9 protein-coding genes are annotated in these 12,099 nt (G+C 66.4%); 6 read left to right on the top strand and 3 right to left on the bottom strand.

Annotated elements, in window-relative coordinates:
* Positions 1 to 81: 81 nt before the first annotated feature.
* Positions 82 to 390, bottom strand: coding sequence for a hypothetical protein (locus tag ACPDIT_RS07840; protein ID WP_423442644.1), 309 nt, complete (start codon positions 388 to 390; stop codon positions 82 to 84).
* Between the two features lie 530 nt (positions 391 to 920).
* Between ACPDIT_RS07840 and ACPDIT_RS07835 the strand changes: the two genes are divergently transcribed.
* The 6 genes from ACPDIT_RS07835 (at position 921) to prsR (ending at position 8,818) form a co-directional block, all read left to right on the top strand.
* Positions 921 to 1,241: a hypothetical protein gene (locus ACPDIT_RS07835; protein WP_423442643.1), complete on the top strand. Its 321-nt coding sequence runs from the start codon at positions 921 to 923 to the stop codon at positions 1,239 to 1,241.
* The gene (locus ACPDIT_RS07830; RefSeq protein ID WP_423442642.1) at positions 1,238 to 1,738 is read left to right on the top strand and encodes a periplasmic heavy metal sensor; all 501 of its coding nucleotides are present in this window, start codon (positions 1,238 to 1,240) and stop codon (positions 1,736 to 1,738) included. Before ACPDIT_RS07835 ends, ACPDIT_RS07830 begins: the two co-directional genes overlap by 4 nt.
* 25 nt (positions 1,739 to 1,763) lie before the next feature.
* Positions 1,764 to 2,324, top strand: a complete 561-nt coding sequence (locus tag ACPDIT_RS07825; RefSeq protein ID WP_423442641.1) for an RNA polymerase sigma factor — start codon at positions 1,764 to 1,766, stop codon at positions 2,322 to 2,324.
* Positions 2,325 to 3,183: 859 nt separating this feature from the next.
* A complete protein-coding gene (locus tag ACPDIT_RS07820) occupies positions 3,184 to 5,157 on the top strand; it encodes a LamG-like jellyroll fold domain-containing protein (protein ID WP_423442640.1) in 1,974 nt (657 codons plus the stop codon).
* Positions 5,158 to 5,331: 174 nt separating this feature from the next.
* Positions 5,332 to 7,476, top strand: coding sequence for an XrtA/PEP-CTERM system histidine kinase PrsK (gene prsK, locus ACPDIT_RS07815; RefSeq protein ID WP_423442639.1), 2,145 nt, complete (start codon positions 5,332 to 5,334; stop codon positions 7,474 to 7,476).
* Positions 7,448 to 8,818 (top strand): PEP-CTERM-box response regulator transcription factor, encoded by a 1,371-nt coding sequence (prsR, locus tag ACPDIT_RS07810; protein ID WP_423442638.1) that lies wholly within the window; start codon positions 7,448 to 7,450, stop codon positions 8,816 to 8,818. The genes prsK and prsR overlap by 29 nt, the downstream gene beginning before the upstream one ends.
* Before the next feature lie 29 nt (positions 8,819 to 8,847).
* On the opposite strand, the gene ACPDIT_RS07805 is transcribed toward prsR, so the two are convergent.
* Positions 8,848 to 10,695 (bottom strand): hypothetical protein, encoded by a 1,848-nt coding sequence (locus ACPDIT_RS07805; RefSeq protein ID WP_423442637.1) that lies wholly within the window; start codon positions 10,693 to 10,695, stop codon positions 8,848 to 8,850.
* Positions 10,696 to 11,023: 328 nt separating this feature from the next.
* Positions 11,024 to 12,037, bottom strand: a complete 1,014-nt coding sequence (locus tag ACPDIT_RS07800; RefSeq protein ID WP_423442636.1) for a S1C family serine protease — start codon at positions 12,035 to 12,037, stop codon at positions 11,024 to 11,026.
* Positions 12,038 to 12,099 lie beyond the last annotated feature (62 nt).

Below are 12,099 nucleotides of genomic sequence, written 5' to 3'. Positions count from 1 at the left end.
CCTGATGTGTCGGGCGGAAGGTTCCACGACGCTTCCGCAGCCGCAGTGGCGAGGACGCGGTGCAGTGGCAGGCCGACCGCCTCAGTGGGCATGGCCGGGATTTGGCCCGTCCGTTCCGCCGCCGGATGCCAGCTTCTGAAGATACCTGGCCGGTTCGGCCCGAAAGTCTTTCAGACAACTTTTGCAGCAGAGCTTGATCTCCTGGCCCTCGTGCACAAACACGTACGGAGCACCGTGACCGCCCAGTTTCTCTCCGGAGACGAGGCAAACATCCAACGGATAGGGCTTGGCGTTGGCGCTGGATCCGCCGGAACCGCAGCCCACCAGGGCCTGCGTCAGCACCAAACTGCCCACCCATCCCGCGAGCAGGAGCATCGGTTTCGTCTTCATCGCACTTGTCGTCTTGTGTCTCAATACCGAATCACGGGCGGCCGGTTCGCCACACAGCGGCGGCTGCCCGTCAACCTGCATTACCCCGAACCCGAGCAAATCCCGCAAACTTTCCACGGGTCGCCCCGTGCCCGGGCCGGAACGCAAACGCTCCGCGAACCTCCGGGGCTTGCCCCAGCAACGCAGACAAGCGCGGCAGGGAGCCCAATCCGAATCGCCGGCAGCTGAGATGCACGATCCAGGCGAAGGGCGCCTCAACGTACTTGGGCCTTTGGGGGCAGGGCCCGGCCGGGGCGGCTCCCGCCCACCCCCACCTGGGTCCCCGCCTCCGGCCCGAGAAACTGCCGTTGGGACCTCGAGCGGCAAAGATGCGGATCGTTCCTGCGGGAATTTCGGAGGGCCGGGGTAGAATCAAGTAGCGGGCCGGTCGCGGCTGGGCGTTGCCGGCTCCGGAGGGCTGCCCTAAGCTGACCCGAAGGCGAAAGGCTTCCGGACCCGACAGCCGCGGCCGCCACCATGATGACGGGTTCATGAAAACGAACGATTCGGACGACATCGCGCTGCGACAGTTGTTGCGGGCGGCCAGGCCGGAGGGCACGTTGCCGCCGGGATTCGCCGCGGCAGTCTGGCGGCGCATCGAACAAACCGAAGCAACCTCCGCGGGTGCCTGGGCCACCTGGCTGATGGAAGCCGCGGGGTTTCTTTGCGAGCCACGGCGTGCCCTGGCGCTGTTGGGGGGGATCGCCCTGCTGGGCGCCGTCACGGGGCTCGTTCTGGGCTGGCAACAATCCGAAGAACTGGCGCGGCAGCGCTACCTTGCCGCAGTCAGTCCGCTGAGTCCCTGGCCATGAATCCTCGACTCGCAGGTTGGGCCCTGCTTTGCGCAGCCCTGCTGGCCGCCGGTCTCTTTTTCAGCAGTGCTCATCTGGTGGCCCGTTGGTCCGCCGAGCGCTTTAGCAACCCTCATGACGACCTCGAATGGCTCCGACGTGAATTCGGCCTGAGTCAAGCGGAGCTGACCCGCGTCCGCCAGTTGCACGAGGGTTACCTGCCCCAGTGCCGCGAGTGGTGCGCCAAAATCGCCGCCGCCAAAGCGGAACTGGAAGCGGAGCTGGCGCGTGGGTCGGACTTGACCCCGCGGGTTGCCGAGCTGGTGCGCCAAGTGGTCGCACTGCGCGCCGAGTGCCAAATCCGCATGCTCCAGCATTTCACCGAAGTCAGCCGGGCCATGCCCCCCGAGCAGGGCCGCCGTTACCTGGCCGAAATGCTGCGGCTCACCCTGACCGCGCACGAGCAAACCGAGCAGGCCATGGCCCCCGCCGCCTCTCACCGACATGGCCACCCCTGAGAGCGACGCCCAGGATCGCGCGGACATGCAGCGTCTGGTCGCCGGCGACGATGCCGCGCTGGATGCCTTGATGCAGCGCCATGGCAGAGCTGTCCACCGCCTGCTGTTGGGGCTCCTCCAGGACCCACAGGACGCCCTCGACCTGACCCAGGAAACGTTCGTGCGGGTGTACCAGGCCCGAGGCCGGTTCCGGTCCCGCGACCGGTTTGTCCCCTGGCTGTTCACCATCGCCACCAACCTGGCCCGCAATCGCATCCGCTGGCGCCGGCGACATCCCACGGTCCCGTGGGAACCGGATCCCACCGGGCCCGAGGATCCCTGGGCCGGTACGGGTCGCAGCCCGGACTGCGTGGAGCCTGTACATTCCCCGTCAGACATTGTTTTAAGCCGCGAACGCGCGGAGGCCGTGCGTCAGGCCGTCGCGAAGTTACCCCCGGAATTGCGGGAAGCCGTTGTGCTTTGTGAATGGGAGGAGCTTTCCCAAGCCGAGGCCGCTGCCATCTTGGGCACCACCGCCAAAGCGGTGGAATCCCGCCTCTACCGCGCCCGGCAGATTCTGCGGGCCGAACTTCAGGCGTGGCTTTGACCGCGAGCGGGCTTGCGGCTTCCGCCGGTTCAATCCGTCACGGGACTGTTGACGGTCTCGGACACCGGTCGTGCAAGAAACGGTTCCGACCAAAAGGATTTCCGTGTCCGAGACGGCGACCTCGGCTTTCGCCCGTGTCCCGGCCCAATTGAAACAGCCATCCGGCATCACTCCCCATCCCCGGGCTTTCCATGGTCGAAAAGGATCCCGAGCCGCCCTTTTCTTTCCCCGCAGTCCCGATACGGGCCCGGGTTGAGCTGGATTTGGGGGGGATGGTTTCGCCTGCTGGCGCAAGCGCTGACGGGCTTGCTCGTCTGCCTCTGGAGCGCCCACGCGAGACTGCGCCCAGCCGAAAGCGTTTGGCATTCAGGAGTGAGCCGGTAGGACCTCCTGTGCAGTCTGTCCGCGTTCGTGCGAGACGGGATCCGGCCACGCTGGACCTTGCGTCGTCCCTGGAAGCCGGCCGGCCATGGGATCCGCACGGTTTGGTGGACCGATGAAATCAGACTTAACTGGCCAAAGGGCACTTGCACGACCCACGATGCGTGCGGCGGATGTAGGTAGGTGGGCTGGACATCTCGAGCTCGATCGGAGGGGAGCCAATCCCGGGGAACGGAAGCCAACTTGTCTTCGCAGCCGGCGACGTAGAGTTCGCTCGCCCGGCCCACAACCCCGTTGTCGCGGCGTCCGCAACCGGCACTCTTTCCCGCTTCCAGGCTTGATGCCTCCACCGGCGAACCAAAAGGAGCGGTGCGCTCTGATGGGACAGGATTCACCACTCCGCCTCGGCGCTCCGCCAGGGAGCCGAGGGCCCGATGCGGCCGCGGGCGCAACGGGAAGCGCGCTGCAGCTGCCAGCCATGGGCCCATCGGACGAGGGGATTTATCACGTGGTGGCTTCCAATCTTCATGGCCGTTCGACCAGTCGGCTCGCGCGGGTGCTCGGTCGCTGGGTGCGCCATCCCCGCCTCCTTGGAGATCCCCAATCCCTGGTGCGAACGCAATCCTACTGGGCGGCCTTGACCGTGACTGCCCTGGGGGCCGAACCGAAGTCTTACCTTTGGTTCAAGGATGGCGAGACTCTCGGCAGTGGCTGGAGCCCGCGACCCCTGCTCCTTCTCACCAATCTGAGTCCTCTGGATGGCGGGCTGTATCACGTCGTGGTCAGCAACGAGTACGGCACCGCCACGAGCGCGGTCGCCAGGCTGACGGTGATGAGCCCGTGGGAATTGGAACCCCTGGTTCCCTTCGGAAGCCGGTGGCAATACCGCACCGAACCCGTCAAGGACGAGAGGTGGCGGGAGCCCGGGAGCATGACGAACGACTGGGAAGAAGGCTCGGCCCCGTTCGGTCAGGGGGCACTGCCCTGTCGGACGCCCCTGGCCTCGCGCAGCCTGCTGCCCGTGGACGTTGCCTATTTCCGGGGGATGTTCAAGCCGGGGGAGGAGCAGTGGGAAGCTCCGCTGCTCGTGCAGTTGAAGGCCGGCCCGGGGGCGGTGGTTTATCTGAACGGCGTCGAAATCCGACGCATCAACATGCCCGAGGGCCCGCTGCGATGGGACACCCCTGCGTTGTCTCCACTCGAGGGCACCGCGCCTCCTGCGACCGTCGCCTTTGAGATTCCTGCGGGGAACTTGCGGGCAGGACCCAATTCCCTGGCGGTGGAGCTCCACGCCTTCAGGAATTCCGCAAGCCCCACGGCATTCTGGACTCTGGACGAGGCGGAGCCACCCTGGCGGGATCTGGTCGGCGGACACGATTTTGTTCCCATGGGGACCGGCTGGGTGAGTGCCGGGGGCCGGATCGGTGCCTGCGTATCGAACGCCGCTTCGGCGTCCACGTGGCTGGAAACCGCGAGCACACCCGCGCTTCAAATCGACGGCCCCTTTACCGTCGGCGGCTGGTTTGCCTATGGCTGGAGCACCGGCGATGATCCTCCCGGCGTCGCTCTGGAGAAGGAGGGCGAGTTTCGGCTCTACTACACCGGAACGCGCACAAACCGCTACCGGTTTGCGGTTGGCGCCGTGGAGGTGCAGGACGAGACACCGGGAACGCTTCCGGGCCAGTGGCGCTTTGTCGTCGCCTGGTTCGACGGCACACAGGCGTGTATCCAGGTCGATCAAGGGCCCGTCTATTGCACGACCGCCGAGCTCCCCTCCCCCACCTCCAATCCCCTCCGGGCCCTGCGGCGGAACCGTTCGGAGGGCGGTTTCGCCATGGACGAGGTGTTCCTCTACCGCCGCGTGCTTTCAGCCTCGGAACGGGCGGAATTGTTCACGCTCGGGGTGCGCAACCGGATTCTTTCCCCGTCCACAAATCTCTGGTTTGATCTGCGGCTCAGCAGACTGGTCCGGCAACGGCCCTTCTTCCCCGAGGTCTCAGTTCGAACCCTGGTGCGCAAAGAGGGTGAGTCGGCAGGGTTTCGTCTTACCGCCTGCAGCGCCTTTGCACCGATCCAATACCAGTGGCTACGGGACGGCCACCTCTTGCCCGGGGCCACAAATGAGGTGCTCTTCCTGCCCTTCGTAGGCATTGAGGATGCCGGAAGATATCATCTGGTGGCTTCGAACGCGGCAGGGGCCACCACGAGTGCACCGATTCACCTGGTCGTCGTCCGCGCTCCGGTGCTCTCCGTCGTGAAGGATCCCGACCAGGGCGGCTGGTCGTTGCAGCTTCCGCCCGTGCCAGTGCCCTGCACCCTTTGGATGTCCACCAATCTCCTGGAATGGGTTCCGGTGACGACGTGGTCGGCCAGTCCCGAAGCAAGCTTCTGGCCGCTGCCCGTGTCGCCCGACGGGCCCGCGGCCTTCTACCGCTTGGAACTGAGCTGGTGAGATCGCGGGCCACCACTGCCGGCGAAGGTTTCATCACCGGTCAACTTGCGGGGCCCGTGGAGGCAGGGGCCGGGACGCAGAAGCCCAAACCCCAGCTTTGGGTTGCCTGAGTCGCCGGGCTCGGGCACCCTCTCGGTGAATGGCCGGCTGATTCGTGCGAATCCGCAACGGCACATGGATTGGTTTCCTGCCATTTTGATTGCGGCGGCCCTGGCGGGCGTGGGGCTTGCGGTGGCCGGGCTCCTGGTCAGGCCCCGACACCCGGCGCAAGGCTGGTTGGCGGCCGGGCTCGCCCTGTTGGTCATCGAAACCCTCTGCCAACACGCCAGCTATCGAGCCCCGTCTCGCGAAGCCATGCTCGCTTGGCAACGGGGCGCGCTGTTGGTCAGCGCGCTGCTGCCGGCCGTGTGGTTGGGATTCAGTCTGACGTTCGCGCGCGGGGAACCGGGCCGTTACTTGTATCGGTGGCGATGGGTTCTGCTGGGGCTGGGGTTGGGCCTGCCCGGATTGATGCTCGGTTTTTATCCGGCCCTCATCCAGGATGCAGGTCCTCTGCCGCCCCCGGGCAACTGGTATTTCCGGGGGCATCCCGTGGTCCGGCTGCTCTACGCGGGTTCCGTGGCGGGCGCAGTGCTGGTCCTTACCCAGCTTGAATGGACGTTTCGCGCCGCGGTCGGGACGGGCCGGTGGCGGGTAAAGTATGCGGTGATCGGCCTGGCCCTGCTGTTCGGCACGCGGATTTATACCGGCAGCCAGGCGCTGTTGTATGCGGGGCCGAATTTCCAGCTGGCCCTGCTCAATGCGGCCGCGTTGCTGCTCTGCTGTCTCCTGGTGGGACTGGCCCTGTACCGATCGCGCCTGGCAGCCCTGGATTTGTATCCCTCGGCCGTGGCCATTCACCGGTCTCTGACGGTCTTGTTGTCGGGTGTGTACCTCGTTGTGGTGGGGCTGCTGGCGAGCTGGGTCACACGGGCGGGCGGGCAACAGGCGTTCCCCATTGTCGCCTTCCTGCTGTTGCTGGCGGCGGTGGGGTTGAGCGTCCTCTGGATGTCCGATCGTGTGCGCCAGCGGCTGCGCCGGTTCGTCAGCCGGCATTTCCGTCGCCCGTTTCACGATTACCGTCAGGTGTGGTCGCGGTTTGCCGAGCGCACATCGGCGCGGTTGGACCGGGCGGAGCTGTGTCGGGAGGTGGCCCGGCTCATTTCCGAGACCTTCGAAGCGCTGTCGGTGAGCGTCTGGCTGCTGGATCCGACGCGCGGGCGGCTCGTGCTGGCGGCTTCCACCTCCCTGCCCGCCGGCACCCAGACCTCCGTGGATGCGGGCGAGCTGGTTCCCGAACTGGGCAAACTGGCCGGGCGCACGCCGGAGCCGGTGGATTTGGAACGTTCTTCGGAACGTTGGTGCCGGGTGTTGCGGCAGTTGAATCCCTCCTTTTTCGTCGAGGGAGGCCCGCGCTGGTGTGTGCCGCTGGTCTCCGGAGGCGAGGTGGTCGGTTTTCTTGTCACCGGCGACCGGGTGGCGGGCATGCCGTACGGTCCGGAGGACCTCGAGCTGCTGACCTGCCTGGCCGAACAACTCGGCAGCGCTTTGCGCACGCTCAACCTCTCCGAACAACTGGCCCAGGCCCGCGAATGGGAGGCCTTTCAGGCCATGTCGGCCTTTCTGGTGCATGACCTGAAGAACACCGCTTCCACGCTCAATCTGATGCTGCGGAATCTGCCGGTTCATTTCGACAAGCCCGAGTTCCGCGAGGATGCCATCCGGAGCCTGACCCGCTGCATGCAGCACATCAATGAACTGATTACCCGCCTGACCAGCCTGCGTCAGAAGCTCCACATCCAGCGCGCGCCGACCGACCTGGAGTCCGTGTTGCGCGCGGCGCTGACCGCGCTGGGACAGCCCCCCGGGATCGAGGTTCACACTCAATGGCCGGCGCTGCCCCCTTTGCTCCTCGATGCCCGGGCCGTCGAGAGCATCCTCACCAATCTGCTCCTCAATGCGCGCGATGCCATCACGCCGCCCGGCCGGATCTCCCTGGACGTGGCCGTGCAGGGCGACTGGCTCTGCATGCGGGTCGCCGACACCGGCTGCGGCATGAGCCCCGAGTTCATCGCGCAGAAGTTGTTCAAGCCCTTCCAGACCACCAAAAAGGACGGCCTGGGCATCGGCATGTTCCAGGTGCGCACCCTGGTGGAAGCGCATGGCGGACGTTTGGAAGTGCAAAGTGAGCCCGGCCGCGGCACAGTGTTCCGCGTCTGGCTGCCGCTGATTCCAGCTGATCGAACCGTGCATGAAGCCGAACCTGCTCATCGTGGATGACGACGAGGCGATCCGGTCCCAGCTCCGCTGGGCACTGGCGGACGACTACAATGTGTACTCGGCGGGGGATCGCCTGCTCACGCTGGAGTTGTGGCGTCAGCATCGGTTCCCCGTGGTGCTTCTGGACCTGGGCCTGCCCCCCCGCCCTGCCGATCCCGACGAAGGCCTGGCCACACTGACGGCGTTGCTGGAGCTGGACCGCAACGTGAAGGTCATCATTGTTTCGGGTCAGGGCGAAAAGGGCAACGCGCTTCGAGCCGTGGCCGAAGGGGCCTATGACTTTCTTACCAAACCCGTGGAGCTGGAAGAGCTGCGGGTGATCCTGCGCCGCGCCTTTTACCTGGCGGATCTGGAGCGCGAATTGCGCCAGCTCCACGCCCTCTACGGCGGGGAGGGCTTCGAAGGGTTGATCGGCGATTGCCCCGGCATGCAGGCGGTCTTTCACACCATTCGCCGCGTGGCTCCCTCGGATGCCCCGGTGCTGATTCTGGGGGAGAGCGGTACCGGCAAAGAGGTGGTGGCGCGAGCCATTCATCGCCGCAGCCCGCGCCGGGAAGGTCCGTTTATCCCCATCAACTGCGGCGCCATTCCGGAAAACCTGCTGGAAAGCGAGCTGTTCGGACACGAACGCGGGGCTTTCACCGGAGCGCACGTGCAACGCAAAGGGCGGATCGAAATGGCCGAGGGCGGCACGTTGTTCCTGGACGAGCTCGGCGAACTGCCCCTGCCCCTGCAGGTCAAACTGCTCCGCTACCTGCAGGAGCAGACCATTGAACGCGTGGGCGGGCGCGAAACCATCCCGGTCAACGCCCGTGTCATCGCCGCCACCAACGTGGACCTGCGCAAGGCCATGGAAGCGGGCCGGTTTCGGGAGGATCTTTACTACCGGGTGGCCGTGGTGACCATTCAATTGCCCCCGCTGCGCGAACGCGGCGACGACGTGGTGTTACTGGCGCGCACCTTTCTGCGTCGCTTTGCCGCCGAGGTGAAGCGGACGCCGGCCCCCCAGTTCACTTCGGCCGCACTGCGGGCCATCCAGCGGCACGATTGGCCGGGCAATGTGCGCGAACTGGAGAACCGGGTGCGACGCGCGGTGATCATGGCCGAAGGCCGCGCCATCACGCCGGAAGACCTGGAGCTGGCCGATCCGGGGGCGGCACCCCCGCCGCTGCGCACGCTCCGCGAAATCCGGGATGCCGCCGAACGCACGGCCATCCTGAATGCCCTGCAACGCAATCAGTGGCGCATCGCCCCCACCGCTCAGGAACTCGATATCAGCCGGCCCACCCTCTACGAGTTGATGGAGCGCTTGGGCATTCAGAAGCCCACCTCCTCCAGCTGAGCCCAAAGCCGGGGGCCCGCTCCGGCAGCTCAGGGTGCCCTCCCGCCGGCCGACATCAAAAAGGTCCACCGGATGCGATCGGCATCCCGTTCCGTGCTCAGCAATCCAAAGCCCACGTAGCGGGCCACCGCCTCCCACGGCGGCAGGGCCTGCGGATCGACCCACCGCCGCAGCCGCTCCGGGTCGCTGTGCAGGTGAATCCGAAACCCCAGGGGGCCGGGAATCAGAGCCTGGTGCAGGTTCTCCGGATCGGCGCGGGCGGCCTGCAAAACATGCTGCAGCACCGCCGCATAGTCCTCATAGCCCACGCATCCGCGGCCTCCTCGGATCTCGGCAAGAGCCTCGCGCCAGCCTCCCTGCCATGCCGCCGAGGCACCCGAGGTGTCCAAACTGCGCAGCCAATCCTCCAAAAGGCCCGGCTTGAACGCGAATCCCACGTAGCGTTCGGAAGCCCCAAAATGCAACCGCGGCGCCGCGCCCGAGGGATCGGCCGACCGCACGGCCCAGGGCAGAACCACCGAGTACAACTTCCGGCCGAGAAACTCGCGCTCGGTCATCGCCTCCGACCGCAATGCAGCCCCGGCAAGCACCTTGGCCAGGCTCGCCGCCAGGGCCTCGCTGTGACCCGAACCTACCAGCAGCAGCGACGGCGCCTGCTCCAGACCGTCCCAGCCCTGCTCCCGCGGAGTCACCTGCCAATAAACCCAGTCGTCTCCCAACTTCTCCACCACCTCGCGGCGCACGTCGAAACCGGGATCCTGCTGCCGGCCCGCCTGTTGGGCCGTCTCGACCAAAAAGTCCCACGTCCGCTTCCACGCCGGACTCAACTGCGCGAGGAACTCCTCCATCCGCTGCCAACCCTGGGGACCGTTCAAGCGTACCCGGTAAAAGCGGAGCACCCCGGCCGGCACCCACTCCGGAGGCAGGGCGTCCAACGGCTCGAAGTCCAGGACGCGCACCAGTCCTTGTCGCTTTTCTTGCGGGACGTGCAGGGTGACTTCGCATCGCAGCCCTGCTCCGCTACCGACCACCCGAAACGTCACCAACTTCGCCTCGCTGAGACCCGCCGCCCGCAGCAGGTGCGCCCATCCAAAACCGTCCCCCTCCCTGGCTGCTGCTCCGGCTTCTCTCTCCGCCAGCCCGGGCAAACGATCGGGAAACAACGCCCCAAACACCATCGATCCCCGCAACGCGTCGAGGTCGCCGGGCCCCAGCCGCCCGCTTTCTTTCAACGAAGGAACCTGGGAGCCGTCGATTCCGGCCAGGATCCGTTCCAACAGGCTCAAGTCATCGCTCATCCACAGGACTCCGCCGTGCAAGCCCATCGCAAGCTCGAACGGTTTCTGCGCCTTTGCTGAATCCGAGGGTGCGGCACTGGACGGCTCTGCCGGGGGCAACTCCGCGCGATCGTGTAACGCAGCCGAGACCGCCTCGGTCCAACCTCCGCCCGGCAGCAACAATACCAGGCAGGGAATCCCTCGCACCATTTCCGTGCGCACGGAGCGCCCCGCAGCCACCCACCGCTGCTGCAAGGCCGCCAAATTCGTCCGCACCTGCTCTCTGCGGTCGCCCACTTCCAACCCCATCACCACGCCCCCGGGCGGTCCGCCGTTCACAGCCGAACCATCCACCCACGCCAGCGTCCACTGCCCCTGCAGCCACTCCGCCAGCTCGGTCCACGAGATCGCCCATCGCTGTTCGATGGGGCGCAGCACCGCTTCCCGCCAGGCTTTCAGGAAGTGTTCTCGAAACGGGGTCATGGCCGGATCGGCCCACAAGCGAATCAACGACAATCGATTCCAGGTCTGGCGAAACTGCCGAGCGTCTGGAATTGTGACCCAGGCAACCGTCTCTGCGGGCAACCATGCGGGCGCCATGGGAAGGGACCCTGGCGGGTTGGCCGCGGCCGGATCGGCTTGAACCGTTGAGCCGGGGGCGCCTTCGACGGCGACCGTCCCGGCGCCGCTCGCCATCATCAGCCACGCGCTCACCACGAGCCACCAGTGTCCGGAGCCCGTGCGGGGCTTGACCACCGATGGCCTCCCCGTCGTCCGGGCCTCGCACCCACTGCCCACCGGACACCCGTGGTCGCGCGGATGCTTTCCCGAGCGATCGGCCATGGCCTCTCTGGACTTCACCGGGTCGAAGGCCGATCGCTGCGATGGCCCTGGCAGGCCGGCAATGGGAGGGCGACGGTCATGGACATCAAGGCGCTTCCGGGCTGCGCTCGGCACGCCGTGGCGGCGGCAAATACCGGTACGGGTTGTTCGGATTGCTGTTGTCGTAGGCGTAGGCGTCCCGATGGTCCAGAAACTCCCTGACCCGCTCCACGGGGATCGCAAAGCCCAACCCCTCGCCAAAAGTGACTTTCATGTTCGTCACCCCCACAACCAGTCCCCGCAAGTCGAACAAGGGCCCGCCACTGTTTCCCGGATTGATCTGGGCCGTGGTTTGCAGGTACAAAACGCCCTGCAACTCCCGCGTCTTGGTGCTGACGATCCCCTCGGTCACCGTGCGCTCCAGACCCAGCGGGCTTCCCACGGCGAACACCGGCTCGCCCACGGCCAACAGTCGCGAGCTGCCCAGTTGCACCGCCCGAAACCGGGGCGCGCCCTCGTCCTCGATCTTCAGCAACGCCAGATCGAAGAACTTGTTCAGCGCCACGATTCGAACCCTGCGATACGTGCGCCGTTCGAGCTGTCCTCCCCGCTGGTGATACACTTCCACCGCAAGGTCCGTCTCGCCCTCGATGACATGGAAGTTGGTCAGCAAATAGCCCTCCTCGTTCAGAATGAAACCCGAGCCCAGTCCGGACGGGGTGCGCACCTGGACCACCGCCTCGCCCACCTCCGCGGCCAGTTCACGCACATTCCGGACCGGCAAACGCGCCGACCCCACCCGATAAAACCCATCCTCCCCGACCGCACCCTCTGGCAGATCCGCAGCCTCTGGCTCGGCCCACGGCCCTGCGCCGGACCGGATCCGCTCTCCCTCCGCCGCGCCGCGGTACCAGGCCGCCACCTCCCGACGCGGAATCACCAATACCGTAAATCCCAGGTCCACCACCAAAGCATCGCGTCTCTCCGCGAGCACGCTCCCCCGCACCGCGTTGCCGTTCCGCAACTCCACCACGTCCGGTCCCTTGGCCCCCGCCGACCCCACACCGGGCCCCAGCGTCATCGCCGCGCCAAGAACCCACCACCGCCAGTCAGTGCTCATGGCCCCACCATAAGGCCTTCTCCGACGCGAGGCAACGCCACGCCCCACCATGAAGCCGGCCC

The organism is Limisphaera sp. VF-2 (assembly GCF_049537125.1).
In the GTDB taxonomy this organism is placed as follows: domain Bacteria; phylum Verrucomicrobiota; class Verrucomicrobiia; order Limisphaerales; family Limisphaeraceae; genus Limisphaera.
This window is presented reverse-complemented; position numbering and strand designations above follow the sequence as displayed.

Bases quoted from the DNA above. Each gene is read 5' to 3' on its own strand.
- ACPDIT_RS07830 (WP_423442642.1), top strand. From the start codon at position 1,238: ATGAATCCTCGACTCGCAGGTTGGGCCCTGCTTTGCGCAGCCCTGCTG.
- prsK (WP_423442639.1), top strand. From the start codon at position 5,332: ATGGATTGGTTTCCTGCCATTTTGATTGCGGCGGCCCTGGCGGGCGTG.
- ACPDIT_RS07825 (WP_423442641.1), top strand. From the start codon at position 1,764: ATGCAGCGTCTGGTCGCCGGCGACGATGCCGCGCTGGATGCCTTGATG.
- ACPDIT_RS07840 (WP_423442644.1), bottom strand. From the start codon at position 390: ATGAAGACGAAACCGATGCTCCTGCTCGCGGGATGGGTGGGCAGTTTG.
- prsR (WP_423442638.1), top strand. From the start codon at position 7,448: ATGAAGCCGAACCTGCTCATCGTGGATGACGACGAGGCGATCCGGTCC.
- ACPDIT_RS07835 (WP_423442643.1), top strand. From the start codon at position 921: ATGAAAACGAACGATTCGGACGACATCGCGCTGCGACAGTTGTTGCGG.
- ACPDIT_RS07820 (WP_423442640.1), top strand. From the start codon at position 3,184: ATGGGCCCATCGGACGAGGGGATTTATCACGTGGTGGCTTCCAATCTT.
- ACPDIT_RS07800 (WP_423442636.1), bottom strand. From the start codon at position 12,037: ATGAGCACTGACTGGCGGTGGTGGGTTCTTGGCGCGGCGATGACGCTG.
- ACPDIT_RS07805 (WP_423442637.1), bottom strand. From the start codon at position 10,695: ATGGCGCCCGCATGGTTGCCCGCAGAGACGGTTGCCTGGGTCACAATT.